Annotated in this window: 30 protein-coding genes and 1 tRNA gene; 10 read left to right on the top strand and 21 right to left on the bottom strand. The window is 63.5% G+C overall.

What is annotated here, in order from left to right; translation table 11 throughout:
- Window positions 1–83: 83 nt before the first annotated feature.
- The 3 genes from WBR68_RS04195 to WBR68_RS04205 all read right to left on the bottom strand — a co-directional run bounded on the left by WBR68_RS04195 (window position 84) and on the right by WBR68_RS04205 (window position 1,186).
- Window positions 84–494: a hypothetical protein gene (locus tag WBR68_RS04195; RefSeq protein ID WP_127183846.1), complete on the bottom strand. Its 411-nt coding sequence runs from the start codon at window positions 492–494 to the stop codon at window positions 84–86.
- 4 nt (window positions 495–498) lie between these two features.
- Window positions 499–930 carry a BPTD_2524 family lipoprotein gene (locus tag WBR68_RS04200; RefSeq protein WP_050446029.1) on the bottom strand — a complete coding sequence of 144 codons (432 nt, stop codon included), beginning with the start codon at window positions 928–930 and terminating at the stop codon, window positions 499–501.
- Between the two features lie 127 nt (window positions 931–1,057).
- Window positions 1,058–1,186: an entericidin A/B family lipoprotein gene (locus WBR68_RS04205; protein ID WP_050446030.1), complete on the bottom strand. Its 129-nt coding sequence runs from the start codon at window positions 1,184–1,186 to the stop codon at window positions 1,058–1,060.
- Window positions 1,187–1,350: 164 nt separating this feature from the next.
- Between WBR68_RS04205 and WBR68_RS04210 the strand changes: the two genes are divergently transcribed.
- Window positions 1,351–1,710 carry a hypothetical protein gene (locus tag WBR68_RS04210; protein WP_050446031.1) on the top strand — a complete coding sequence of 120 codons (360 nt, stop codon included), beginning with the start codon at window positions 1,351–1,353 and terminating at the stop codon, window positions 1,708–1,710.
- Between the two features lie 62 nt (window positions 1,711–1,772).
- Window positions 1,773–2,180, top strand: coding sequence for a hypothetical protein (locus WBR68_RS04215; protein ID WP_050446032.1), 408 nt, complete (start codon window positions 1,773–1,775; stop codon window positions 2,178–2,180).
- Between the two features lie 6 nt (window positions 2,181–2,186).
- Here WBR68_RS04215 and WBR68_RS04220 read toward each other — a convergent pair whose 3' ends face one another.
- The 4 genes from WBR68_RS04220 to WBR68_RS04235 all read right to left on the bottom strand — a co-directional run bounded on the left by WBR68_RS04220 (window position 2,187) and on the right by WBR68_RS04235 (window position 4,835).
- Window positions 2,187–3,467: a TIGR03862 family flavoprotein gene (locus tag WBR68_RS04220; RefSeq protein WP_127183845.1), complete on the bottom strand. Its 1,281-nt coding sequence runs from the start codon at window positions 3,465–3,467 to the stop codon at window positions 2,187–2,189.
- A gap of 354 nt (window positions 3,468–3,821) precedes the next feature.
- Complete coding sequence (locus WBR68_RS04225) at window positions 3,822–4,166, bottom strand: hypothetical protein (protein WP_050446034.1); 345 nt, start codon at window positions 4,164–4,166, stop codon at window positions 3,822–3,824.
- 190 nt (window positions 4,167–4,356) lie between these two features.
- A tRNA-Met gene (locus WBR68_RS04230) sits at window positions 4,357–4,433 on the bottom strand.
- Between the two features lie 24 nt (window positions 4,434–4,457).
- Window positions 4,458–4,835, bottom strand: a complete 378-nt coding sequence (locus WBR68_RS04235) for a hypothetical protein (protein WP_230693599.1) — start codon at window positions 4,833–4,835, stop codon at window positions 4,458–4,460.
- A gap of 169 nt (window positions 4,836–5,004) precedes the next feature.
- Between WBR68_RS04235 and WBR68_RS04240 the strand changes: the two genes are divergently transcribed.
- Both WBR68_RS04240 and WBR68_RS04245 read left to right on the top strand, forming a co-directional pair.
- Window positions 5,005–6,444 carry an aminotransferase-like domain-containing protein gene (locus WBR68_RS04240; protein ID WP_050446036.1) on the top strand — a complete coding sequence of 480 codons (1,440 nt, stop codon included), beginning with the start codon at window positions 5,005–5,007 and terminating at the stop codon, window positions 6,442–6,444.
- Window positions 6,441–7,007 (top strand): DedA family protein, encoded by a 567-nt coding sequence (locus WBR68_RS04245; RefSeq protein ID WP_230693600.1) that lies wholly within the window; start codon window positions 6,441–6,443, stop codon window positions 7,005–7,007. Before WBR68_RS04240 ends, WBR68_RS04245 begins: the two co-directional genes overlap by 4 nt.
- Window positions 7,008–7,014: 7 nt before the next feature.
- Here the strand turns inward: WBR68_RS04245 and WBR68_RS04250 are convergent, their stop codons facing one another.
- Together WBR68_RS04250 and WBR68_RS04255 are read right to left on the bottom strand one after the other, a co-directional pair.
- On the bottom strand, window positions 7,015–7,287 hold the full coding sequence (locus tag WBR68_RS04250) for a hypothetical protein (RefSeq protein WP_230693601.1): 273 nt from the start codon (window positions 7,285–7,287) through the stop codon (window positions 7,015–7,017).
- A gap of 199 nt (window positions 7,288–7,486) precedes the next feature.
- Window positions 7,487–7,732 carry a hypothetical protein gene (locus WBR68_RS04255; RefSeq protein ID WP_050446038.1) on the bottom strand — a complete coding sequence of 82 codons (246 nt, stop codon included), beginning with the start codon at window positions 7,730–7,732 and terminating at the stop codon, window positions 7,487–7,489.
- A 194-nt stretch (window positions 7,733–7,926) separates the two neighbouring features.
- Between WBR68_RS04255 and WBR68_RS04260 the strand changes: the two genes are divergently transcribed.
- The 5 genes from WBR68_RS04260 (at window position 7,927) to WBR68_RS04280 (ending at window position 11,567) form a co-directional block, all read left to right on the top strand.
- Window positions 7,927–8,532, top strand: a complete 606-nt coding sequence (locus tag WBR68_RS04260) for a hypothetical protein (protein ID WP_050446039.1) — start codon at window positions 7,927–7,929, stop codon at window positions 8,530–8,532.
- A 77-nt stretch (window positions 8,533–8,609) separates the two neighbouring features.
- The gene (locus WBR68_RS04265; RefSeq protein ID WP_050446088.1) at window positions 8,610–9,068 is read left to right on the top strand and encodes an Lrp/AsnC family transcriptional regulator; all 459 of its coding nucleotides are present in this window, start codon (window positions 8,610–8,612) and stop codon (window positions 9,066–9,068) included.
- A 94-nt stretch (window positions 9,069–9,162) separates the two neighbouring features.
- The gene (locus WBR68_RS04270) at window positions 9,163–9,471 is read left to right on the top strand and encodes a hypothetical protein (RefSeq protein ID WP_050446040.1); all 309 of its coding nucleotides are present in this window, start codon (window positions 9,163–9,165) and stop codon (window positions 9,469–9,471) included.
- Window positions 9,468–10,448 carry a 4-hydroxythreonine-4-phosphate dehydrogenase PdxA gene (gene pdxA, locus WBR68_RS04275; protein ID WP_083447301.1) on the top strand — a complete coding sequence of 327 codons (981 nt, stop codon included), beginning with the start codon at window positions 9,468–9,470 and terminating at the stop codon, window positions 10,446–10,448. Before WBR68_RS04270 ends, pdxA begins: the two co-directional genes overlap by 4 nt.
- A gap of 141 nt (window positions 10,449–10,589) precedes the next feature.
- Window positions 10,590–11,567, top strand: a complete 978-nt coding sequence (locus WBR68_RS04280; RefSeq protein WP_127183841.1) for a bile acid:sodium symporter family protein — start codon at window positions 10,590–10,592, stop codon at window positions 11,565–11,567.
- A 69-nt stretch (window positions 11,568–11,636) separates the two neighbouring features.
- On the opposite strand, the gene WBR68_RS04285 is transcribed toward WBR68_RS04280, so the two are convergent.
- From WBR68_RS04285 to WBR68_RS04340, 12 genes are all read right to left on the bottom strand, one after another.
- Window positions 11,637–13,019, bottom strand: coding sequence for a replicative DNA helicase (locus WBR68_RS04285; protein ID WP_006218311.1), 1,383 nt, complete (start codon window positions 13,017–13,019; stop codon window positions 11,637–11,639).
- On the bottom strand, window positions 13,016–13,855 hold the full coding sequence (locus WBR68_RS04290; RefSeq protein ID WP_050446041.1) for a hypothetical protein: 840 nt from the start codon (window positions 13,853–13,855) through the stop codon (window positions 13,016–13,018). The genes WBR68_RS04285 and WBR68_RS04290 overlap by 4 nt, the downstream gene beginning before the upstream one ends.
- Window positions 13,856–13,982: 127 nt before the next feature.
- Window positions 13,983–14,438 carry a 50S ribosomal protein L9 gene (rplI, locus tag WBR68_RS04295; protein WP_050446042.1) on the bottom strand — a complete coding sequence of 152 codons (456 nt, stop codon included), beginning with the start codon at window positions 14,436–14,438 and terminating at the stop codon, window positions 13,983–13,985.
- A 14-nt stretch (window positions 14,439–14,452) separates the two neighbouring features.
- Complete coding sequence (gene rpsR, locus WBR68_RS04300) at window positions 14,453–14,725, bottom strand: 30S ribosomal protein S18 (RefSeq protein ID WP_006218308.1); 273 nt, start codon at window positions 14,723–14,725, stop codon at window positions 14,453–14,455.
- A gap of 119 nt (window positions 14,726–14,844) precedes the next feature.
- Complete coding sequence (gene priB / locus WBR68_RS04305) at window positions 14,845–15,168, bottom strand: primosomal replication protein N (protein ID WP_050446043.1); 324 nt, start codon at window positions 15,166–15,168, stop codon at window positions 14,845–14,847.
- Between the two features lie 51 nt (window positions 15,169–15,219).
- Entirely contained in the window at window positions 15,220–15,594 is a 375-nt protein-coding gene (gene rpsF, locus WBR68_RS04310; RefSeq protein WP_006218306.1) for a 30S ribosomal protein S6, read from the bottom strand.
- Between the two features lie 212 nt (window positions 15,595–15,806).
- Entirely contained in the window at window positions 15,807–16,730 is a 924-nt protein-coding gene (locus WBR68_RS04315; RefSeq protein ID WP_050446045.1) for a DUF817 domain-containing protein, read from the bottom strand.
- A 7-nt stretch (window positions 16,731–16,737) separates the two neighbouring features.
- Window positions 16,738–17,535 (bottom strand): GTP cyclohydrolase FolE2, encoded by a 798-nt coding sequence (folE2, locus tag WBR68_RS04320; RefSeq protein WP_050446047.1) that lies wholly within the window; start codon window positions 17,533–17,535, stop codon window positions 16,738–16,740.
- Window positions 17,536–17,721: 186 nt separating this feature from the next.
- Entirely contained in the window at window positions 17,722–19,584 is a 1,863-nt protein-coding gene (gene dxs, locus WBR68_RS04325; protein WP_050446048.1) for a 1-deoxy-D-xylulose-5-phosphate synthase, read from the bottom strand.
- A gap of 53 nt (window positions 19,585–19,637) precedes the next feature.
- The gene (locus WBR68_RS04330) at window positions 19,638–20,549 is read right to left on the bottom strand and encodes a polyprenyl synthetase family protein (RefSeq protein ID WP_050446091.1); all 912 of its coding nucleotides are present in this window, start codon (window positions 20,547–20,549) and stop codon (window positions 19,638–19,640) included.
- Between the two features lie 7 nt (window positions 20,550–20,556).
- Complete coding sequence (locus WBR68_RS04335) at window positions 20,557–20,823, bottom strand: exodeoxyribonuclease VII small subunit (RefSeq protein ID WP_127183840.1); 267 nt, start codon at window positions 20,821–20,823, stop codon at window positions 20,557–20,559.
- An 82-nt stretch (window positions 20,824–20,905) separates the two neighbouring features.
- The gene (locus WBR68_RS04340; protein WP_050446051.1) at window positions 20,906–21,760 is read right to left on the bottom strand and encodes an IclR family transcriptional regulator; all 855 of its coding nucleotides are present in this window, start codon (window positions 21,758–21,760) and stop codon (window positions 20,906–20,908) included.
- A 168-nt stretch (window positions 21,761–21,928) separates the two neighbouring features.
- Between WBR68_RS04340 and WBR68_RS04345 the strand changes: the two genes are divergently transcribed.
- Window positions 21,929–22,897, top strand: coding sequence for a Bug family tripartite tricarboxylate transporter substrate binding protein (locus WBR68_RS04345; RefSeq protein ID WP_127183839.1), 969 nt, complete (start codon window positions 21,929–21,931; stop codon window positions 22,895–22,897).
- The last annotated feature ends 160 nt before the right edge of the window (window positions 22,898–23,057 follow it).

Genomic DNA, 23,057 nt, shown 5'->3' on the forward strand with positions numbered 1-23,057 from the left:
TATATACGCACGGCGCATATTATTCCCAACGCAATCTCAAGTCCAACTTTTTTGCGTACACGGGTTTACCCGTGGTATTTACGCTAACGACTGGCGTAGGAGGTGGTTTGCTGCGCCTCGGGCACCGCTTGCCCTAGCGTGCACCAACATGCAGCGCAAAACGCCAAGGCGCTTAACAGATAACAGATCATGGCCAGCAATTGGGCGGGCCAATGCCCGCGCGTCATATGGCCCGTGTAGCCCTGCCGCAACAAGCTGACCTGCGCCAGATAGGCAAACAGCAAGCCGAGGCCTGACAACAGCAAGCCGGCCAGAAACATGGCTAGCGGCAATTGCAGGTCGGGCGCGGCGATATCCCCACCCACAATGCCCAGCGAGAAGGCCACCAGCATCAGCGCGGCGCCCCCATTCAGCCAGGCAAACAACCGGAACCCGCCCACCAGCGGTGCAAAAGACATCCCCGACGACCGGGTCTGCTGGGCGCGGGGGTCCATGCGATCAGCCTTCGTTGCCAGCGCGGCACGTGGGAGTTGCGCTTTGGATCGAGGCGCGCGCCGCAGCGAGCTCGGCCTTATCCCAGCGCCCCTCGCCCAGCACCGTCACCGTTACCTTGGACTTGGCCGGGCCATCGGGCTCGGCTGAAATCAATTCAAGCACCGTGGCGGGCTGGCCCACCTTGTAGACCTTGATTTCATCGGGCGCGCCCTTCTCGCCCAAGGTGTGGCGCCAGGCGTAAGCAACGCCATAGGGATGCTTCACGTTCACGTGGCAGGTGCGCACGTATTCACCACCACGGCGGAAGGCGGCTTGATAGTGGGTATCGACGCTGAAAGTCTCTTTCTGCACCGTCTCGGATTCGTAGACCCCGGTGCTCGCGCAGCCGGCCAACAATCCCAGCAGCGTTACACCCACCCATACTGACTTGCGCATGATTCTTCCCGCATTGAAATTCAGACTTCTGCGATTATGCCAGCGGCGGCAAAAAGGCCACGCATGAAATGCCAGGGCATTTCATGCGTGGCCTCAGGCGGGCTGACCGGATCAGCGTGCCGCCGCCTTACTTCGCAGCGCCTTCGATCTTCTCACCGCCGCGTTGGATGTCCTTGCCGGCGCCCGCAACAGTATTGCAGCCCGCCGAAAGCGCGGCGATCGAAAGCAGCATGACGAAAACAACCTTGTTTTTCATAAACATCTCCTGTCTGGGCGTGGAAACCGAAGCCAGCATACCGCAAAGGATGCTGATCGCGCATCACCCCGAAACACAAACCCGTAACCGTCTTTACACGACCGTGACATCCCCAGCCCGCGCGGGCTGTCGCGTAATTGCCGCCAATGGATTAGGATTCGCAAATGAACAGAAAACCCGCATCACACCATGCTGGCGCCGCCGTTGAGGGCTGGGGCTGGGAGCAGCCACAATGCCGTGGGCAGGCCGCTTTGGCATTGTTTATCGACGATCTGCACCGAATCCTGCAAGCCCATGCCGCCGGCAGACTTGCGGACAGCAGCACGCTGGTTGACGCCCAAGCGCAGGTGGACGAATTGCTTGCCCGCTATAACGAGATCAATGCCGCCCCCGAGATTTTCCTGGGCCAGACGGTTGAATTGAAAGAGGGCGTAGACCGCAATGGGGTGTCCCATACGGTGCCCATCTTTTCCGCCCGCCTCAAGCAATCGCTAGTGTCGATGCTGGGCCAGAGCCCTGGCTGACGCGATCCTGCAGCGTGGCTGAAGGCCGATCAAGAACCAGACCAGCTCTTAGGAGACCCACAATGAATTCAGACAACGTCGTAGAGTTTCTCCGTTTGCTGTCCCTGGACGTATCGCTGGGCGCGGCTGCCCAACATGCCGCGGGCCAAGCGGATGCGCCTCTCGCCCTGGCTCGCTTGGCCACGGCACACGGCTTGCCTTGCAGCGCCTCGGACTGGTCTTGCTTTGCCCGCGGTTGCCTGGATTCTTCCTCCGTCACCTTAACGGACGCCGGCCCGGCCGACGCCACCATTTGGCAACTGGTACAGGATCCTGCCAACGGCACTGGCATTCCCGCCAGCGCCATCACCCGCGTGATCGGTATCATTACTCAGCCAGAGGCTGGCGCCGCCCCCGTGGTGGGCCATGTGGTGGGCGACCTTGCGCCGCGCCCGCCGCTGGGCATGGCGCCCTACCCGTCTGGATCCTGAGCGTCACTATCGTGGCCGACCTTGGCGCTGGCCGGCCACATAGTCCAGCACGCCCTTAGCCGCCACCACACCGCTGGCCATGCAGGCCGTGAGCAAATAGCCGCCCGTAGGCGCCTCCCAATCCAGCATCTCGCCGGCGCAGAATACGCCGGGGGCTGATCGCAGCATCAGCCCGTCCGTGACGGACTTGAACGACACACCGCCCGCCGTGCTGATGGCTTCGTCCATCGGCCGCGCGCGCAGCAGCGTCAAAGGCAAGGCCTTGATCCGCAAGGCCAGGCGCGCCAGATCCTTGAAGTCTTCCGCGGGCGCGCATTCGCGTAGCAGCCCCGCCTTGACCCCCGTCAGCCCCATTCGGCTCTGCAAATGGCTGGACATGGAACGTGCGCCGCGCGGATGCGTGACCGCCGCGATAACCTTGTCCAGCGTCCAGTCTGGCGCCAGGTCCAACATCGCAACCGCGTGCCCTTCCGCGTCAATCCGGTCCCGCAACAACGCGGACAAGGCGTACACCAGGCTACCCTCGATACCCGATTCCGACACAACGAATTCGCCCTGGCGAGCTCGAGCGTCGCCAGTTTCGCCCGCACAGGACATGGCGACGGACTTGACCGGCTGACCCGCGTAACGCTCGGAAAAATGCCGCGACCACGCGACATCAAATCCGCAATTGGCAGGCCGTAGCGGCGCCACGTCAATACCGTGCGCCTGCAGCCCCGCGACCCACGCGCCATCGGACCCCAGCTTGGCCCAACTGCCGCCGCCCAAGGCCAGCACCACGGCATCCGCCGTCTTCGTGTGCACGCCTTCCGGCGTCTCGAAGCGCAGCGCAGCTACCGACACGGCCGTGCCTTGCGGCCACCCCAGCCAACGGTGCCGCATGTGGAACCGGACGCCGCTGGCGCGCAATCTTGCGAGCCAGGCGCGCAACAAGGGGGCGGCTTTCATTTCCTGCGGAAAGACGCGGCCCGACGATCCCACAAATGTCTCGATGCCCAACTGATGCGCCCATTCCCGCAGCGCGGTCGCGTCCATCACTTGCAACCATGGGGCAAGCTGCGCGGCCCGCGCGCCGTAGCGTGCCAGGAACGGTGCCGCGGCCTCGCTGTGCGTCAGGTTCAACCCACCCCGACCCGCCATCAGGAATTTTCGGCCTACCGACGGCATGGCGTCGAACACGTCAACCTGCACGCCTTGCGCGGCCAGGCGCTCAGCTGCCATCAGGCCAGCCGGGCCGCCGCCAATGACGGCAACACACGGAACATCGCGCGGCGTTGCGGCGGTCATCGCGGCAACTCCGTCATGACGGGCGGGTACAAGGGCTTGGGACAGTACATGAGGAACAATTCGGTTTGATCCGAAGCGATAAAAAGCGCTGCGGCACGTCGGGGACGGCGGCTACCGAAACGGCATGCGGCGTCGGGGGAGGATTGTCGCACGGGCCCGGCGGACGGGGGCTCGGGATCCGCGCCAGCCCCGCCTGCCGGCATGAAAAAGGCCTGGCGCCGGCCAATGTTTGACCGCAGGCGCCAAGCCTTTGTTTTGCAAGAATAATTCCAACATGCACAGAGCCTATCCCAAGGCTTGTCCACAGTCGCTGTGGGTAACTCTCAGCCGTAACTTCCGGCCGAACTCCCAGGCTCAGGCGTTACCGGCGGCCTGCATGGGCCCAGACCAAGGCTCCGCGTCCAATTCAAAGCGCAACTCTTGATACTCGCCATCCACGGCCACCGAACGCAGCAAGCCCGCACCCATGGCTTGGCCCAGCGCGCGACGGCACAGGGTTTCGGGATCATCCGGCAAAGACTGGAAAACCCCATCCGGAATGCGCAAGCGCAGCAGCGCCTGGGGATCACCGCGTTCCGCGGGCCGGCCGATATGGATGTGGGCGGGGTAGCCGTGCGGGCACCAGATGCCGACGTGGTACTTGCCTTCAGCGCCGGTATCGGCGACAAAACCGGGATGATCGTATTTTGCTGTACCCATGACCCCTCCTTCTGTGCGGCAACCTAGCGCGCGTGGCCCATGGTAGCTCAGGGTTGGGGCGCTGTGCAGGCACGAACATCCGGGAAACTCCGGGCTGGAACATTGGGTTGACCCAGGGCAAGTCCAGGCAAAAAAAGGAAACGCCGGACGAAAAAAAGCCGCGATATGAAATCGCGGCTTTTCTTGAAACTGGTTGCGGGGGCAGGATTTGAACCTACGACCTTCGGGTTATGAGCCCGACGAGCTGCCAGACTGCTCCACCCCGCGTCTGATGTGATGAATCATACACCATTATGAAATCTTGTGCAGCGCACCCAGGCTTTTATTCGAAGATTTAGGCGATTTCAGGCGAAATATTTTTGCGGCCGCCCTCAAGATACGACTAATTGGGTCCGGAACATCCAGGCAAATGATGTCGGCGGCGTCGATAGCCGTGACGCGCACCACGCCCCCCTCTACGACCGCATGCGCCTCGCTTGCATGCACGCGCACGGAAACCGGCAAAGGCAGGCGGCCCGTGGCTTCCGTGCCTGCCGCCGCTTCTTCCAGGCGCAAGCTGCCGGCCATGCAGATGATGGTTGCGCCGGCACGCAGCACAAAGGTGTGAGAGGCGCCAGGCGCGATTTGCAGGCGGCGGGAGGGGCCTTCGGGGTAACTATCGGCATGCATGATGATCTCCAATCGGACACTGACAGGCTACGCGGGCGCTGCTTTGCGCAACAGCCACAATCCCCGGCTTTCTGTACCGATGCAGATGCTCGATTTTGCCGCTGTTATGGTGTACTTTTCTTCAATCTGTGCCTTCCTACATTCCAAGCTCGGGGAGCATGATCGGCGCATGGACCCACAACCGCTGTACCTACGCTTGGCGAACCACTATCGGCGCGCCATCCAGACGGGCGTCCTGGCGCCCGCCCAGCGCATGCCTTCCGTACGCACACTGGTGCGCACGCACCATGTCAGCCTGTCTACCGCGTTGCAAGCCTGCCGCCAACTGGAAGACGACGGCTTGATCGAAGCCCGGCCACGGTCGGGTTATTTCGTTTTGCAGGCCCGCCGCAACACAATCCCGCCCGTCAATGAGCCAGACATCCGGCAGACGCTGGGCGCCGCGCAGTACGTCGGCATCCATGATCGCGTGTCGGACTTCATCGCCAAATGCGAAGCGCACCCGGTAAGCGCCAATTTCGCCCTGGCGGCGGCAGTGCCCGAAGCCTATCCGATGGATGCGCTGAAGCAGGCGATGACGCGCGCGCTGCGCACGTCGCCCCATGTGCTGGTGAGTCCGGTACCGCCGCAAGGACACCCCGAGCTACGGACGGTGCTGGCGCGCCGGGCGCTGGCCAATGGCATCAACGCCACGCCGGATGACGTGATCGTCACGCATGGCTGCATCGAAGCCCTGAATCTGGCGCTGCGCGCCGTGGCACGACCGGGGGACACTATCGCCGTCGAGTCGCCCACTTACTTCGGGCTGCTGCAGATTCTGGAAAGCCTGGGCATGCGCGCGCTGGAAATTCCGACCAGCCCGCAGCACGGCTTGTCGATCGAGGCGCTGGACCTGGCCTTCCAGACGCACGGCAATATTCGCGCCGTGGTCGTCGTGCCGAACTTCCAGAATCCGCTGGGTTGCGTCATGCCGGATGCCGAGAAAGCACGGCTTGTGGCGCTGTGCGAACGCCAGCAGGTGCCGCTGATTGAAGATGACACCTACGGCGCCCTGACCGATGACGACACGCCCTTGGTCGCGGCCAAGTCCTGGGATGCAACCGGCAACGTGATCTATTGTTCTTCCATGCACAAGACGCTGGCCCCGGGCATGCGCCTGGGTTGGCTGCTGGGCGGGCGCTGGAAGGCGCGCATTGCCATGCTGAAGTACGCACAAAGCCGGCCGAATGAACCCTTAGCGCAGATCGCCGTGGCCGAGTACATGGGGTCACGCGCCTACGACCGCCACCTGACGCGCTTGCGCAGGCACCTGAAGCAACAGCGCGACCAAACGGCCGAGGCCATCGCCGCGCACTTTCCGCAGGGTACGCGCTTGAGCGTGCCGCAAGGCGGAATGCTGTTGTGGGTGGAAATGCCCGATGGTCGTTCGGGCATGGACGTGTTTGAAGCGGCGTTGCGGCAAGGCATCCGCGTTGCCCCCGGCGCCATGTTTTCGAACGGCACGCGCTACAACCACTTCCTGCGCATCAGTTGCGGCCAGCGCACCACCCCGGAGATCTCGCGCGCCTTGTTGACCCTGGCGCGCATCGTGGGCGAGCGCGCGGGATGAGCACACCGCTACATCAATTCATCGTTGATTACGGCCTGTGGGCGGTGCTGGCCGGCACCTTTCTGGAAGGCGAAAGCGTGGTGGTGTTCGCGGGCTTTCTGGCGCACCAGCATCTTCTGCACTTGCCGTATGTGATGTTGTGCGCCTTCGCCGGTTCCTTCGGGGCCGACCAACTGCTGTTCTTTCTGGGCCGGCGCTATCGCGACCACCGCTTCGTGCGGCGCATCCGCGAAAAACCGGCATTTGAAAAAGCGCTGGCCGCCATCGACCGCTATCCGCACGGCTTCATCCTCAGCCTGCGATTCCTGTATGGTCTGCGTACCGTGGGGCCCGTAGCGCTAGGGATGTCGCGCGTGCCACCGTTGCGCTTCCTGGTGCTCAACGCCATCGCCGCCGTCATCTGGGCCGTGTGCTTCAGCGTGGTGGGCTATGCGTTTGGCCAAACCATCGAGACCCTGCTCGGCCGCCTGCACGGCGTGGAAACCAAGCTGGCCGTCGCCGCGGCGATCGGCTTGGCGATTGGGCTGGCCTATCACCTGCTTGCCCGCCGACGGCGGCGCTAAGCCGCCATCAACAGACGATGCGGCCACTGGCGCGCAATACATGGCGCCGTCGCGCCTTGCGATACCAGCCGCCAACCAGGGGTAACAACGCCAAGCGGCGCAGGATGGGGTGGCGCTGGTCGAAGTCGTGCCACGCCTTGAAGCCATGCCCCATGCGCTCCCAGCTTTCGCGCGCTTGAGGCGAGAGTTTGCCGGGGTCGAACGCCGCCAGCTTTGCCGCTTCCGAAACGCGCGCCAACATGGCGGTGCCCGGGTGTTCCAATCGATACTGATTCCGCATGGGGCCGCATATTACCCGGCTTGGCGCGCTTGTGGAGATTACACAATTGCGTGTCTGAAACGCCCAAATGGAGCCACCTTTGACCGCCGGCCTCAAGCCCTTGTAATTAAAGGACAATGCAGATCTATGCCCGCACTATCCCAAGGCTTGTCCACAGAAGATGTGGGTAACTTTCTGATGTGCAGCGCCCGCGCAACGCCTACTTCAGGGCGGCAATGATCATGTCACGCACGCTTTCGAAGCCCGCCACGTACTGCGGGTTTTCGGAGCGCGCCAACAGGCTGGAATAGTTCTGCTCCAACTGCGCCTCGATCGCTTCCCGCAGGCCCGGCGATGCCTTGACCAGGTGCAGCATCGACAACAAGGTCGAATTCAGCGCGTCGATGCGGCCGCCCTGGTGCGAAATGGTGTGGACGATAACGGCAATTTGTTCTTGGATATCCATGGCGTAAGCCTCCTGGCAGTGATGATCGGCGCAAATCCTAGCATGGCGCCCGCCCCCCCCTGCCCCTGCCCGCCTTGCCGCGCGGGCGCTAGGCAAGCGCCAGGCGCCGCGCTAGCATAAAGCGTAGCCGCTGAGCCAGCGCGGCGCACGCCACCGGCGCCATCCGCGGCATCCGGGGCCACGGGAGCGCGCTCATGAAGACGATCCAGAACTATGCCCCCCCGAATGCTCAGGCGCTGCAACGCTTGCAGGACAAGCTGGGCTTCAGCGATGCACGCATGGCCGAACTGGCCGGATTGGACGCCGCGACGCCATGGCCCAGCTACGTCGGCGGCCCCGAGCCGCGCACACTGGGCCGGCAGCGCCTGTTCTACATGATGGCCCGCCTGGCGCTGGACGAACGCCAGTGGCAAACCGTGTTGGACGCCATGCATGAAGCGGGCGCCCGCTTCGACTATGAAGATCCCTTGGCCATCAGCGCGCCAGCAGCGCCGGAACTGGTGGCCGACGAAGAACGCAAATTCGGCATGCTGCTGGTCAGCCGCAACGGCGCCTTCCACGAGATGGAGCAGTTGCGGGAATTCGCACATTTCGCGCATGAAGCCGACGTCAGCCGCTTTGTGAATTCCGTGTTCTACGACAGCGACATCGACCTTTGTCGCTTCCACTTCGCCGACCACGACGGCTTGGATGACGCCAGCCGCGACCGCATTTTCGATGCCGCGCACAAGACCATCACACGATTCGAGTTCGACGGTCGCATCTATCACGGCGGCATTCCGCCTGAATCAGACGGTTAGCCCGGCTCGCCCGCATTGACGCAAGCCGCTGCGCGCCTGTACCGTCGGCACTCCGCTACTTGGCGCACGTTTTCAGCATGAACGAACGACTCGACGACATCGACCGGCAACTGCTCAGCCTGCTTTCGGCCAACGCGCGTGAACCCGCGGCCATCCTGGCGCGCAAATTGGGGCTGGCGCGCACGACCGTTGTCGCACGCATCGCGCGGCTGGAACGCGAGCACATCGTGTCGGGCTATGGCGTGCGCCTGGGCCGCCGCCTGGAAGAAGCCGCGGTGCGGGCGTATTGCTTCATCAGCGTGCTGCCCAAGACGCCGGCCGCCGTCATCCGCGAACTGGAACGCATGCCGGAGGTGGAAGAGGTGTCATCGGTCAGCGGACCGTACGACTACCTGATCTTCCTGCGCTGTGAAACCCACGAGCAACTGGACGACCTGCTGGACCGCATCGGCCTGATCGACGGGGTCAAGCAGACGCAGACCTCTATCGTGTTGAGCCGCAAGGTGGATCGGCGCAGCGCCGTGGCGGCCCCCTGAGGCCCACCCAAGGGCCGCGCGAGCAACCCCAGCGTCTTTTCTCGTGCACCGACATGGTGTTGTAATGGCGGATATCGCGATTTCTGGATGACCCATGTTTGCACGCCTTGCCCCCGCCGCCGCCTTGCTGACCCTGCTCTCCGCCTGCTCCAGCATGAGCGAGGTCACGTCCGTCGGTAAAGACACCTACAGCGTCACCTACAGTTCGGGCACGCAATTGCTGACGTGGGTTGAACTGAAGAATCAGACGCTGCAACGCGCCGACCAGTATTGTCAGGAGATCGGTCGCAAGCTGCAAAAGCCGCAAGTGACTTCCAATCACGCGACGGGGCTGGGTTCCAAGCGCGCCACGGTCACGTTCGAATGCGGCGTCATTGAACCGCCCAAGGACAAGGCATCGTGAACGCGTCATTGCCGGTGGGCATCACCATGGGCGATGCCGCCGGCATCGGCCCTGAAATCGTCGTCAAGGCGATTGCGCAAGGCTTGAGCGCCCCCTGTGTGGTCTATGGTGATGCGGGCGCGCTGCGCCGCGCCGTGACGCAATTGGGCGCGCGCCTGGAGGTCGTGGAAATCCGCGACGTCACCCAGGCCAGCCCCACTGCGGGGCGCATTCATGTCATCTCCTGCAGCCCCGCCCTGCCTGCCGATCTGCCACTCGGCCAGATCAGCGCAGCAGCCGGACGCGGCGCCTACGACTATGTCTGCGCCGCCATTGATGACGCGCAGGCCGGCCGCATCCGCGCCATCGTCACCGCGCCGCTGAACAAGAAGTCCATGCACGAAGCGGGTATCGACTACCCCGGACACACCGAGATCCTGGCCGACCGCTCCGCCACGCAAGACTTCGCCATGATGCTGGCCAACGACGAATTGCGCGTGCTGCTGGTGACCATTCATGTGGCCTTGGCGGACGTGATCGCGCGCATCACGCCCGAAGCCGAACTCACTGCCATGCGGCTGGCCGACCGGGCCTGTCGGCAAATGGGCATCGCCGCCCCGCGCGTGGCCGTGGCGGGCCTGAACCCCCACGCCGGTGAAGGCGGAAAGTTCGGCCGCGAAGACATCGACATCATCGAGCCGGCCATCGCCCGCGCACGCGCCGAAGGCATCGACGCCAGCGGCCCCTGGCCCGGCGACACCATCTTCATGCGCGCGCGCCGTGGCGAATTCGACATCGTCGTGGCCCAGTACCACGACCAGGGACTGATTCCGGTGAAGTACCTGGGGCTGGACCACGGCGTGAACGTCACGGTGGGCCTGCCTTTCGTGCGTACCAGCGTCGACCACGGCACCGCCTTCGACATCGCCGGCCGTGGCGTGGCCGACCACGCTTCGCTGGTGGCCGCGTTCGATCTGGCCCTGGCAATGACGCCCTAGCGCGGCAAGCGCCCCACGAGGACTACAATACGCCCCGTTTCAGGCGTGGCTGCCGCGCCGCCGCCTCTGCCGTTCCCGTTTTCATTCCCGTTTTCATCCCCGTTTGCCATCCCCGCTTTCAGCCCGCCCTTTGGTTCGTCCATGTCACGCCTAGTCCGCCTTCTGCCCGACCGCTTCACCCTCTACCTGATCTGCACCGTCATCATCGCCAGCATCGTGCCCGCGCACGGACAAGGCGTGGTGGTCTTCGGCTGGATCACCAACATTGCGGTGGGCCTGCTGTTCTTCCTGCACGGTGCGCGCCTGTCGCGCGAGGCCATCATCGCCGGCCTGACGCACTGGAAACTGCACCTGACGATCTTCTCGGCCACGTTCCTGATGTTTCCCTTGCTGGGCCTGGCGCTCAAGCCTGTGCTGGAACCGCTGGTCACGCCTGAGCTGTACCTGGGCATTCTGTTCCTTTGCTGCCTGCCCGCCACGGTGCAATCAGCCATTGCCTTCACCTCCATGGCGCGCGGCAACGTGCCAGCCGCGGTATGCAGCGCGTCGGCCTCCAGCCTGCTGGGCATTTTCCTGACCCCGCTGCTGGTGGGCACGGTCGTGGCCAACGCCGGCAGCGCACCGATTTCGTTCGACGCGGTCGGCAAGATCATGCTGCAACTGCTGCTGCCCTTCGTGCTGGGCCAGGTCGCGCGCCGCTGGATCGGCGCCTGGGTCCACAAGCACAAGGCCATGCTGAAGTTCGTTGACCAGGGTTCGATCCTGCTGGTCGTGTACACCGCCTTTTCAGAAGCCATCAACGAAGGTCTGTGGAGCACCACACCCATCCCCGCGCTGGTCGGCCTGGTGGTTTGCTGCGCGGTCATCCTGGCGCTTGCACTGGGCTTGTCGGCCTTGGCGGGCAAGGTGTTCGGATTCAACGTGGAAGACCGCATCACCCTGCTTTTCTGCGGTTCGAAGAAGAGCCTGGCCAGCGGTATTCCGATGGCGCAGGTGCTGTTCGCCGGCCACGCCGTGGGCGCCATCGTGCTGCCCTTGATGCTGTTTCACCAGATTCAGTTGATGGTCTGCGGCGTGCTGGCCGCGCGCTACGGCAAGCGTCCGGACGTCAAAGACTGAACCCTTCCACACAAAAAAAACCGCGCACATTCGATGTGACGCGGTTTTTTTTGCGATGCCGACGACGGGTCAGTACATGTCGCGCGGCTGCGCACCAGAGAAGTTCAGGAAGCGCGTGCTGGAACCCTGGAACGTCAGGCGCACGGTGCCGATGGGGCCGTTACGCTGCTTGCCGATGATGATCTCGGCCGTGCCCTTGTCGGGCGAATCCGGGTTGTAGACTTCATCGCGGTAGATGAACAGGATCACGTCGGCGTCCTGTTCGATAGCGCCGGATTCGCGCAAATCGCTCATCACGGGGCGCTTGTTGGGGCGCTGTTCCAGGCTTCGGTTCAACTGCGACAGCGCGATCAGCGGGCAGTTCAGTTCCTTGGCCAGGCCTTTCAGCGACCGGCTGATTTCCGACACTTCGGTAGCCCGGTTTTCGCCGGAGCCGTTACCCGACATCAGTTGCAGGTAGTCAATGATGATCAGGCCAAGCTGACCGCACTGGCGCGCCAGGCGGCGCGTGCGCGCACGCACTTCCATCGGGCTCAGGGCCGGGGTTTCATCGATGTAGACCTGCGCATCCTGCATCAGTTGCACGGCGTGCGTCACGCGCGGCCAGTCATCGGCGATGAGCTTGCCGGTACGCATGCGATGCTGGTCCAGCAAGCCGACCGAGCCCAACATACGCATCGCCAACTGCACGGCGCCCATTTCCATGGAGAACACCGCCACGGGCAGGCCCTGCTCGATGGCCACGTGTTCGCCGATGTTCATCGAGAACGAGGTCTTGCCCATGGACGGGCGACCGGCCACGATGATCAAGTCACCGCCCTGCATGCCGGACGTCATCTTGTCCAGGTCGGTAAAGCCGGTGGGCACACCGGTAACGTCGGAACTGCCTTCGCGGTGGTAGAGCTCGTCAATGCGTTCGACCACCTGGGTCAACAGCGGCTGGATCTCCTGGAAACCGGCGGCGCCGCGCGAGCCTTCCTGAGCGATCTTGAAGACCTTGGATTCCGCTTCATCCAGCAGTTGGCGCGCTTCCTTGCCCTGCGGGTTCAAGGCGGCCGATGAGATCTCGTCGGCAATCGACACCAGCTTGCGCAGCATGGCGCGCTCGCGCACGATTTCAGCGTAGCGGCGGATGTTGGCGGCCGACGGCGTGTTGTGCGCCAGCGCGTTCAGATACGCCAGGCCGCCCGAGTCTTCGGCCTTGCCGGCGCTGATCAGCGATTCATTGACGGTGATGACGTCGGCGGGCCGCGCCAAGCCGATCAGGCGAGCGATGTGGTGCCAGATCAGCCGGTGGTCGTGGCGGTAGAAATCTTCTTCGACCAGCACGTCGGCAATACGGTCCCACGCGGTGTTGTCCAGCAACAGGCCGCCCAGCACCGACTGCTCCGCCTCGATGGAATGGGGAGGAACGCGCAGGTATTCAAGCTGGGGATCGGCAGGTGTGTTCATGGCTTCAATAGTAACGGCTGCAAAATAGCGGCAACGCGGAAAAAACCCTGGATATCGCGCGACGGCAGGCGCCGCAACAGGGGACGCAAAGGCGCAGCAACGCCACAAAGCACGCGGGCCAGGCGCTTCAGGCGGGCCTTGACCGCCGTGTCCGGGTTGCTTTCCAGATACACGTCGAGCGCCAGTGTACCCAGCGTAACGGCTACATCGTCGGGCAATTTACGCAAAGACACCAGCGACGACAACATCTGGAAAAGGTCGTAGGCCTGAGCTAGCGGCCGGGACAGAGTTGCGCCGATGTTCTCTTCGAAATCGATGCGCCACAGCTCGCCATCACGCAACGTGACATTGCGGATCTGCGCGCCACCATGCCACATGCCACGCGCGTGAAACGCCGCCAGATCGGCGGCTGCCGCGCGGGTCAGCCAAAGCTGCGAGGTGGCGTCTTCGTTGCGGATCAGGTCGGCCAGATCGTCGCCCACATATTCCAGCACCAGCAGGCCCTGCTCCTGCCACCACACCTCCGGCACGCGGCAGCCTGCCTCCAGCAGCATCGACAATCGCTGAGCCTCGTGCGTAAGACCGTTACGCAGCAGCACGCCAGGGCGCGGAAACTCGCCCAGAAACACCTTGCAGCCCATGCCCAGGAAAAGCGCGCGCACATAGCGCAGCGCGTAGCTGACACCGCGGCCAAAACTCGGACGTCGGCGCTTGACGATGCAGCGCACGCCGTCGATTGTCACGTCGCGCACCGACGGTTCACGCAGGGCGTCAACACTGTCGAGCCAGGCGCGCAGGCCGGGCGGCGCGTTGCGATGGACGGGCGGCTGAGTCAAGGGGTCCTCTGTGCGAAGCAAGGTGGCGTCTGATGCGTGACGCCGACAAGACGACAAGCATAGGACAGCCAGACAACAAGAAAAAAGCCGGCACGCGGGCCGGCTTCTTTTTACTGCGGGTACCGGCTTAGGACAGTTCGCCTTCGACCTGAACCGTGACGTCGACAACCACGTCGGCGTGCAGGGCGACCTGGATCGGGAACTCGCCAACCGACTTCAGTTGGCCGTTGGGCAGGCGCACTTGGCCCTTTTCAACGCCTTCAAAACCAGCCTTCTTCAGCGCTTCAGCGATGTCGGCATTGGTCACCGAGCCGAACAGACGACCGTCAACGCCGGCCTTCTGAGCGATCTTCAGTTGGAAGCCGGCAATGCGCTCACCCAGAGCCTGGGAGGCGGCCAGCTTTTCAGCCTGGGCCTTTTCCAGCTCGGCGCGGCGAGCTTCGAATTCCTTCAGGGCGGCGTCGGTAGCACGACGGGCCTTGCGCTGGGGAATCAGGAAGTTGCGGGCGTAACCGTCACGCACGCGGACGACTTCACCCAGGTTGCCCAGGTTGAGGACTTTTTCGAGCAGAATAACTTGCATTTCAGTGCCCCGGATTAGTTGTGGTTGTCGGTGTAAGGCAACAGGGCCAGGAAGCGCGCGCGCTTGATGGCGGTGTCCAGCTGGCGCTGGTAGATTGCCTTGGTGCCGGTCAAGCGAGCCGGGATGATCTTGCCGTTTTCTTGCACGAAGTCGCGCAGGGTGTCCAGATCCTTGTAGTCGATCTCTTCGACGCCGGCTGCGGTAAAGCGGCAGAACTTACGACGCTTGAAGAGCGGGTTCTGCTGCGTGAATTTGCGTTTTTCTTTGCGTTTTCCGAAGAAAGCCATGATATGTGCCTCTATGTTTGAGGGGGCGGGTTTTACCCGGGGTTTTTTGAAAACCGGGCCCAGCACCCCATAACCTATCCGTATTCAGAAGGCGCTCTCGCACCTCTTGCTCAACCCTTTCAAGCCACCTGCGGATCGCGTCCTGCGCTACCGCTGATCTTGCGCGCCTGCTGCAGATGCAGCTTGATCTTCACCGAGTCTTTGCGGACGGGAGCCAAAAACCCCTGCACCAGCAATTCAGACCCTAACGCGGTGTTTTTCAACAGCAACGCCAGATCGCCCAATGCCACGGCCGTGATCGTCAATTCAACACGGCGCGGGTGGCCGGCTTCGATGACTTCGGACTCGTGCGCCAGCACCATTTCCAGTGCGGGCAGACCGGCGGGAGTGTGGCGCAAAGGCTCGCATTCAAGAACGCGGGCGCTGAGTTCCAGCTTATTCATCCTGCCAGGCACCGAGGGGACTTCATGAGTTGAGCTCTGCGTGAGCCCTGCTTACTCGGGCTGAACCGCGACAGCTTCAGCCGAAGCCTTACGGGCTTCTTCGCGCTCAACCGACTTCATCATGATCGAGGGCGTGGTCTGGGCCTTCTTGGTCTTGATGACCAGGTGGCGCAGAACGGCGTCGTTGTAGCGGAACGAGTGTTCCAGCTCATCCAGCGTGGCTTGGCCGCACTCGATGTTCAGGCAAACGTAGTGAGCCTTGACGAGCTTCTGGATCGGGTAGGCCAGTTGACGGCGACCCCAGTCTTCCAGGCGGTGAACCGAGCCGCCTTGGCCCGTGACCAGCGCTTGGTAACGCTCGACCATGGCGGGCACTTGCTCGCTTTGGTCGGGGTGAACAATAAACACTACTTCGTAGTGACGCATGAGTAAAACTCCTTGAGGATGTCTTGCTGGCCAAGCGTCTTGCACCCGCGCTTTCCATCATGGGTGGTTGCATGCATGGCTACATTTCAGCCGCACACGCAAAAGACAACTAGCCCGCAAGGGGCAGCCCGCTACCCAAAAACCATGGGCGGTCGAGCAAGAAAGCCCTCGATTATTACCGATTGAGCATCGCTTCGCAAGCGGCTGGGGTGTCAGGAAATCAGGGACGGGGCTTTCACACCGCCCGTCTCGACCCCTTGCGGCAAATCGGCAACAGCGATTTCACGCGGCCGATTGACCACGCTGACCATCACGTAGCTGATGATCATCAAGAGGAACCACGAGCCCAGCTTGGCGATGGACACCCATTGCCAGGCGTGCGACTGGTTGGGATAGCGCCAGGCGTTGGCGAAGGTGCCGATGTTTTCGGCGAACCAGATGAACAAGGCCACCAGCACGAAGCCCAGCAGCAAGGGCATGCGACGGTAGACGCGCCATATGCGGAAATACACCCAGGTTCTCGCGAACAGCACGGCCGTCAGCGCGAACAGCAACCACCGGAAATCCATGATGAAGTGGTGCGCGAAGAAGTTCAGGTAGATCAGCACCGACAAGGCCACCGTGGCGACCATGGGAGGATGGGCGCGAAACCGGAAATCGAACAGCCGCCACACCCGCGCCAGATAGCTGCCCACTGCCGCATACATGAAGCCGGTAAACAGAGGCACCCCGCCGATGCGCAGCACGCTGGCCTCGGGGTAGATCCATGACCCCGCCGCCGTCTTGAAGATTTCCATGCCGGTGCCAACCACATGGAACATCAGGATCACGCGGGCCTCGCTCCAGGTCTCCATACGCAAGGCCAGCAACAAGACCTGGATGCCCAGCGCGGCGATGGTCAGAAAGTCGTAGCGCGCCAGCAGCGCGTCCTTGGGATACCACCAGTGCGTGCCCAGCAGCAGCGCGCACATCAGCCCACCGAACAGGCAGGCCCAGGCTTGCTTGACGCCAAAGCGGAAGAACTCGTAGAGCGCCACGCCCAAACGACCGCGGCCGGCCAAGTTATTGGCCAGCCGCGATTCCCAGGCTTGCAGCCCCGCGATGAGCGGCCAGTCGTTGGCCGCCGGATGGTGCACGGGACGCTCAGCCTTCCACGACGGCGTAGGCCGAGTGGTTGTGGATCGATTCAAAGTTCTCGGCTTCAACGCGGTAGCGGGCGATGCCGGGGTGCGCGGTCAGGCGCGCGGCCACGTCACGCACCAGGTCTTCGACGAACTTGGGGTTGTCGTAGGCGCGTTCGGTCACGTACTTTTCGTCGGGGCGCTTGAGCAGGCCCCAGAGTTCGCACGAGCCTTCTTCTTCGATCAGGCGGATGACACCGTCCATGCTGATGTCGCCGTTCAAGATGGCCGACACGGTCACGTGCGAACGCTGGTTGTGCGCGCCGTATTCCGAAATGGCCTTCGAACACGGGCACAGGCTGGTTACCGGCACCTGCACGACGAGCTCGAATTCAACGCTGTCGCCCTGGGCGCGCGCGATCCACTGGACTTCGTAGTCCAGCAGGCTTTGCACGCCGGAAATGGGGGCCGACTTGTTGATGAAGTACGGGAACGCCGCGGTGATGTCACCGCGCTCTGCGTGCAGCAGCGGCAGCATGTCTGCCGCCATGGCGCGGAACAAGGCCGGCGTCATGGGCGTGCTGCGATATTTTTCCAACAGCGCCACAAAGCGGGACATATGCGTCCCCTTTTCTTCGGGCGGCAGCGCCACGGTCAAGGTCCAGTTGGCGACGGTGCCCTGGGGCGAACCATCGCCGCTTTCAATCAGCATGGGGTGGCGCACGCCACGGATACCCACGCGCTGGATCGGGATGTGCCGGGTGTCCGCCGAGCTCTGGACGTCGGGCATCACGATGGCGGGGTCGATCGGAGAATTCATTTCAGCTTACCTGTCTAGGCAACCAGTCGCTCGCGCAAGGCCTAGGAAACTTTAAGAGGGGGCCATTATCGCCCAAAGCCCCGGGACCGCCAGGGAAAACCCTTCTCTCCGTAGGTCGCTTGGGGTAGAACAGTGTGTTGCAAATCCGAACGAGGGCGCCGCCCCCGACCGGATGCCGTGCCAGCTTCAAGCCAGCAGATCGGCGTAGCGATTGCGGATCGACTGCTCGATGCCAGCGGCATCCAGTCCGATGCCCGCCAGCAAGGCAGACTGGTCGCCATGGTCGATGAAGACATCCGGCAAACCCAGTTGCAGCACCGGAATCTGCACGCCCGCGGCGCTCAGCGCTTCCAGCACCGCGCTGCCGGCGCCGCCCATGATGGAGGCATCTTCGATCGTGACCAGTGCGTCGTGGCGGCGCGCCAGGTCCAGGATCAGGTCCAGGTCGATCGGCTTGACGAAACGCATGTCGGCCACGGTGGCGTCCAGCTTGTCGGCAGCGGCAAGCGCCGCTTGCACCAGCGTGCCAAAGCCCAGGATGGCGATCTTCTTGCCTTCGCGCCGCACCACGCCTCGGCCCACTTGCACCGTGTCCAAGCCCGCGCCTTCCGGGGCGCCACAGCCAGCGCCACGCGGATAGCGCACCGAGGCCGGGCCCGGATGCTGATAACAGGTCGACAGCAGCAGGCGGGTTTCGCTTTCGTCGGAAGGCGTGGCCACCACCATGTTCGGCACGCAGCGCAGAAAAGCGATGTCGTAATTGCCGGCGTGGGTCGCGCCGTCGGCGCCGACGATGCCGGCGCGGTCCAGCGCGAACGTCACGTCCAGGTTTTGCAGCGCGACGTCGTGGATGAACTGGTCGTAGCCGCGCTGCATGAACGTGGAGTAGATCGCCACGACGGGCTTTTGCCCTTCGCAGGCCACGCCCGCCGCGAACGTCACGGCGTGCTGCTCAGCGATGCCCACGTCGAAATAGCGCAGCGGAAAGCGCTTTTCGAATTCCACCAGGCCGCTGCCTTCGCGCATGGCGGGCGTGACGGCGACCAGATGCGGGTCTTGCTCGGCCATGTCGCACAGCCACTGGCCGAACACCTGCGTGAACGTGCGCTTGCCGGGCGCCTTGGATTGCTGGATGCCGACCGCGGGGTCGAACTTGCCCGGGCCGTGATACAGCACCGGGTCGGCCTCGGCCAGCTTGTAGCCCTGCCCCTTCTTGGTGACCACATGCAGGAATTGCAGGCCTTGCAGCGCCTTCAGGTTCTGCAAGGTGGGCACCAGCGCGTCCAGATCGTGCCCATCGATGGGGCCGACGTAGTTGAAGCCGAATTCTTCGAACAGCGTGGCCGGCGTGACCATGCCCTTGGCATGTTCTTCAAACCGGCGCGCCAGTTCCAGCACGGGCGGCACGTGTTGCAAGACCGCGCGGCCCACGTTCTTGGCGGTGGCATAGAAGCGGCCCGACATCAGGCGCGCCAGGTAGCGGTTCAGCGCCCCCACCGGCGGCGAGATCGACATGTCGTTGTCGTTCAGGATCACCAGCAGGTTGATGTTGGGCGTGACACCCGCGTTGTTCATGGCTTCGAACGCCATGCCCGCGGACATGGCGCCGTCGCCGATGACGGCAATGTGCTGGCGTTGCACGCCCGCATTGCGCGAGGCCACCGCCATGCCCAGCGCCGCCGAGATGGACGTGGACGAGTGCGCGGTGCCAAAGGCGTCGTATTCGGATTCGCTGCGCTTGGGAAAGCCCGAAATGCCGCCCTGCTGCCGCAACTTGGCCATGCCGGCGCGGCGGCCGGTCAGGATCTTGTGCGGATAAGACTGGTGCCCCACGTCCCAGACGATGCGGTCATGCGGCGTGTCGAACACCTGATGCAGGGCCAGCGTGAGCTCGACCGTGCCCAGGTTGGACGACAGGTGTCCGCCCGTTTTGGATACCGACTCCAGCACAAAGCCGCGCAGTTCGTCGGCAAGCTTTTTCAGCTCGCGGCGATCCAGGCGCTTGAGGTCGGCCGGGGATTGAATGCGGTCCAATAAATCAGTCGTCATGCTTGTATGGGGTTCGTTGCCCCGGCCTGAACCCAGGCCGGGCTTATCACGGATCAGCGGTCTCGAAGGACGATGAAATCAGCCAATTGCGCCAAACGCAAGCCCGCGTCGCCCAAAGGCTCCAGCGCCGCCTGCGCGGCCACGCGCAATTCCTCGGCAAACGCGCGCGCCTCGGACAGGCCCAGCAGTGATACGTAGGTGGGTTTGTTTTCCGCCGCGTCCTTGCCGGGCGTCTTGCCCAGGCTGGCCGTGTCGGCGGTGACGTCCAGAATATCGTCCACCACCTGGAACGCCAGGCCCATGGCTTGCGCATAGGCGTCCAGCGCCTGGCGCGAGGCCGAACTGGCGCCCGCCACGATGCCACCCAAGGCCACGCTGCACGCCAGCATGGCGCCCGTCTTCATGCTGTGCATGGTCTGGAGTTCGTCGCGCGACAGCGAATGGCCAACGCTGAGCAGATCAATGGCCTGACCACCCGCCATGCCCTGGCTGCCGGCGGCACGCGCCAACGACTGGGTCGCCTGCACGATCAGCGCGGGCGCAATGGGCATCGAGGCCAGCAAGTCGAAAGCCAGCGGCTGCAAGGCGTCGCCCGCCAGCATGGCGGTGGCTTCGTCGAACTGCACATGCGTGGTGGGCCGGCCACGACGCAAGGTGTCGTCGTCCATGCAGGGCAGGTCGTCATGCACCAGCGAATAGGCGTGGATCAATTCAACGGCGGCCGCGGCGCGGTCCAGCGATGCCTCGATGGCCAGCACGCTGCCGCTGACCGGGCAGGCCTGCCCAGCGGCGTAGACCATGGCGGCGCGTACCCGCTTGCCACCGCCCAGCACGGCGTAGCGCATGGCTTCATGCAGGCGGACAGGCAGCACGTCCGCGGGGGGCATCAGGTCGTCCAGGACGTCTTCGACGTGCCGCACGCGACCCTGCAACCACTCCGCAAAGGGGAGTTGAGTTTGCTTCATCTGATTCTTATTCGTCATCCAGCGCCGCCGGGTCCAGCGGGCGCAGCAGGTCGCCTTCCAGAACCTTGACCTGCTGTTCGGCCTGCGCCAGGCGTTCCTGGCAAACCCGCGTCAGCGCCACACCGCGCCGGTAGGCGGTCAGTGATTGCTCAAGCGGCAACGAGCCGTCTTCCATGGCCGCCACCAAGGACTCCAACTCGGCCAGGGCCGTTTCGAAATCTTGAGGCAGGGGGCGGTCATCAATCTGCGGATCGGCTTGTGCGGACTTGGCCAAACGGGTCTCCGAGGGCGCTAGGGGTGGATCAATTTGTGAATTGTACGAGATAGCCAAACCAGACCCTGACGCACGGGAAGGATCAGGCCGGCGCCCCCGCCAAGCCAGCGATCGCGGCCCGCAATGCCGGCCCCACACGCGCGCGCAAATCCGGCTCCGGCAGCAGGCTGACCGGGCCGCCGCAACTCATCACGAAGACGCCTTCGCCGGTAATCGAGGTGAACGGCACCGCCACGGCGTTGATGCCCGACTGCCATTCACCCAGCGCGAAACAGCAGCCCGATTCCTGGAGTTCGGCACGCGCGCGCAAAATCGCATCGACAGGCGGCGCCGCCTGGCCCAGGCGCGCCATCACGTCATCACAAGCGCCTTCGGGCAGGCTGGCCAGATACGCCCGGCCCATGGCGCTGTCCAGGCTGGCGCGATAGCCCACGGGCAGGCGCAGGTACAAGGCCGACGAGCCGTGGATCGCTTCGACGTAAGTCATGGCGTCGCCATCAAAGGCGCCAAGCGCAACCGCGCCCCCCGTGTCGCGGGCCAGGTCGCTCATCGACGCCTTGGCCAGTTCGCGCACTTCCAGCCCGGCCAACAGGCCGAAGCCCAGCGCCAGCACGCCATAGCCCGGCGAATACTTGCCGGTGTCGGGGTGATAGCGCAAGTAGCCCAGCTCGGTCAGTGTGTACGTGATGCGGCTGATGGTGGGCTTGGGTAGCCCGGTCAAGCGCGCCAGGTCCAGATTGCCCAGCGCCGTCACGCCATGACGAAAACAACGCAATACATCCAGGCCACGCGCCAGGGCCGTAATGAAATCCGGCGAACTTGCGCCCTCGCCCACGCCGGCCGCGCGTTTACGACGAGCAGGCTGGCTCAATTCCAGCCGTTCATCCGGTTTGGCGGCGGCATGGACGACGCGCTTGGAGTCAGAAAAAGATTGCATTTCACTACGCTTCGTTTTTATAGTTTATTTCGAATGACAAAACTAAATTCCATTTATCGGAATTTAAAGCATCCAAGGAGACCTGGCAAGCAGCACAAGGCGCTTCACCGCGCAGCCGCCAAGCCAGGCCCGGCGATCCACTCACGCACGCGATTTCAAGGGGAAAACATGATTCGCACGAGCATCAAACTACTGGCTACCTTGGTTCTGGGCGCGGCCGCGCTGGGCGCGCAAGCCGAGACCTATCCGGCCCGACCCATCAAGATCATCTCGCCCTTCCCGGCCGGTGGCGCCACCGATGTGCTGACCCGCATCCTGGCTGAACGCATGGCCAAGACCCTGGGCCAGTCCATGATCGTGGAAAACAAGGCGGGCGCCGGCACGTCCATTGGCGCGGCCTATGTGTCGCGCGAGCAGCCGGACGGCTACACCATCCTGATGGCCACCAACTCCACACTCGTCACGAACCGCTATCTGTACAAGGACCTGCCTTACGATCCGGACAGCTTCGCGCGTATCGGCATGGTGGGCGTCGGCCCCCTGGTGCTGCTGTCCAGCCCCAAGCAGCCCTTCAACAGCACGCAGGACGTGGTGGCCTATGCCAAGCAGAACCCGGGCAAGCTGACGTTCGCCACCTTCGGCCCCGGCACCTCGTCGCACCTGGCGGGTGAACTGTTCAAGTCGCGCGCGGGCATCGACATCCTGCACGTACCCTTCAAGGGCGCCACGCAAGCCCTGCCGGCCCTGATCAGCGGCGACGTGGACCTGTTCTTCGACATGGTCGCCACCGGCATTCCGCAGGCGGACGCAGGCAAGGTCAAGGTGTTCGCCATTACCAGCCCGTCGCGCCTGGCCACGCTGCCCAAGCTGAAGACCTTGTCCGAAGAGGGCTATCAAGGCTTCGACATGACGGCATGGTTCAGCTTTGTTGCGCCGAAGGGCACGCCGGCTCCGGTGCTGGAAAAGCTGCAGGCCGCGTTGACCGAAACGCTGAAGGATGAAGGCGTGAAGAAGCGCATGCTGGACATGGGCATCGACCCGCGTTCGGGTACGGCCGCCGAGCTCGACAAACAGATCAAGGCCGAACAACCCATCGTGTCTCAACTGGTCAAGCAAGCCAATATCGTCGTGCAGTAAGTCGATACGACACGCGCAACTGGTTTCGTGACAAATCGTCTCGCGGCCCCGCCGGCCCGCGAGACGGCGGCGGGCCAAGCGCCTGCCACTTTTTACACCGACAGCACCCCCCGGGGCCTGTCGGTTTTTTACGCCTTGCCTAACCGCTGGATACAGAAGC

Source organism: Achromobacter sp. JD-1 (assembly GCF_038594925.1).
GTDB lineage: Bacteria > Pseudomonadota > Gammaproteobacteria > Burkholderiales > Burkholderiaceae_B > Achromobacter > Achromobacter spanius_C.

Coding starts and splice junctions, on each gene's coding strand:
- WBR68_RS04195 (WP_127183846.1), bottom strand. CDS start 494: ATGGACCCCCGCGCCCAGCAGACCCGGTCGTCGGGGATGTCTTTTGCA.
- WBR68_RS04200 (WP_050446029.1), bottom strand. CDS start 930: ATGCGCAAGTCAGTATGGGTGGGTGTAACGCTGCTGGGATTGTTGGCC.
- WBR68_RS04205 (WP_050446030.1), bottom strand. CDS start 1,186: ATGAAAAACAAGGTTGTTTTCGTCATGCTGCTTTCGATCGCCGCGCTT.
- WBR68_RS04210 (WP_050446031.1), top strand. CDS start 1,351: ATGAACAGAAAACCCGCATCACACCATGCTGGCGCCGCCGTTGAGGGC.
- WBR68_RS04215 (WP_050446032.1), top strand. CDS start 1,773: ATGAATTCAGACAACGTCGTAGAGTTTCTCCGTTTGCTGTCCCTGGAC.
- WBR68_RS04220 (WP_127183845.1), bottom strand. CDS start 3,467: ATGACCGCCGCAACGCCGCGCGATGTTCCGTGTGTTGCCGTCATTGGC.
- WBR68_RS04225 (WP_050446034.1), bottom strand. CDS start 4,166: ATGGGTACAGCAAAATACGATCATCCCGGTTTTGTCGCCGATACCGGC.
- WBR68_RS04235 (WP_230693599.1), bottom strand. CDS start 4,835: ATGCATGCCGATAGTTACCCCGAAGGCCCCTCCCGCCGCCTGCAAATC.
- WBR68_RS04240 (WP_050446036.1), top strand. CDS start 5,005: ATGGACCCACAACCGCTGTACCTACGCTTGGCGAACCACTATCGGCGC.
- WBR68_RS04245 (WP_230693600.1), top strand. CDS start 6,441: ATGAGCACACCGCTACATCAATTCATCGTTGATTACGGCCTGTGGGCG.
- WBR68_RS04250 (WP_230693601.1), bottom strand. CDS start 7,287: ATGCGGAATCAGTATCGATTGGAACACCCGGGCACCGCCATGTTGGCG.
- WBR68_RS04255 (WP_050446038.1), bottom strand. CDS start 7,732: ATGGATATCCAAGAACAAATTGCCGTTATCGTCCACACCATTTCGCAC.
- WBR68_RS04260 (WP_050446039.1), top strand. CDS start 7,927: ATGAAGACGATCCAGAACTATGCCCCCCCGAATGCTCAGGCGCTGCAA.
- WBR68_RS04265 (WP_050446088.1), top strand. CDS start 8,610: ATGAACGAACGACTCGACGACATCGACCGGCAACTGCTCAGCCTGCTT.
- WBR68_RS04270 (WP_050446040.1), top strand. CDS start 9,163: ATGTTTGCACGCCTTGCCCCCGCCGCCGCCTTGCTGACCCTGCTCTCC.
- WBR68_RS04280 (WP_127183841.1), top strand. CDS start 10,590: ATGTCACGCCTAGTCCGCCTTCTGCCCGACCGCTTCACCCTCTACCTG.
- WBR68_RS04285 (WP_006218311.1), bottom strand. CDS start 13,019: ATGAACACACCTGCCGATCCCCAGCTTGAATACCTGCGCGTTCCTCCC.
- rplI (WP_050446042.1), bottom strand. CDS start 14,438: ATGCAAGTTATTCTGCTCGAAAAAGTCCTCAACCTGGGCAACCTGGGT.
- rpsR (WP_006218308.1), bottom strand. CDS start 14,725: ATGGCTTTCTTCGGAAAACGCAAAGAAAAACGCAAATTCACGCAGCAG.
- priB (WP_050446043.1), bottom strand. CDS start 15,168: ATGAATAAGCTGGAACTCAGCGCCCGCGTTCTTGAATGCGAGCCTTTG.
- rpsF (WP_006218306.1), bottom strand. CDS start 15,594: ATGCGTCACTACGAAGTAGTGTTTATTGTTCACCCCGACCAAAGCGAG.
- folE2 (WP_050446047.1), bottom strand. CDS start 17,535: ATGAATTCTCCGATCGACCCCGCCATCGTGATGCCCGACGTCCAGAGC.
- dxs (WP_050446048.1), bottom strand. CDS start 19,584: ATGACGACTGATTTATTGGACCGCATTCAATCCCCGGCCGACCTCAAG.
- WBR68_RS04330 (WP_050446091.1), bottom strand. CDS start 20,549: ATGAAGCAAACTCAACTCCCCTTTGCGGAGTGGTTGCAGGGTCGCGTG.
- WBR68_RS04340 (WP_050446051.1), bottom strand. CDS start 21,760: ATGCAATCTTTTTCTGACTCCAAGCGCGTCGTCCATGCCGCCGCCAAA.
- WBR68_RS04345 (WP_127183839.1), top strand. CDS start 21,929: ATGATTCGCACGAGCATCAAACTACTGGCTACCTTGGTTCTGGGCGCG.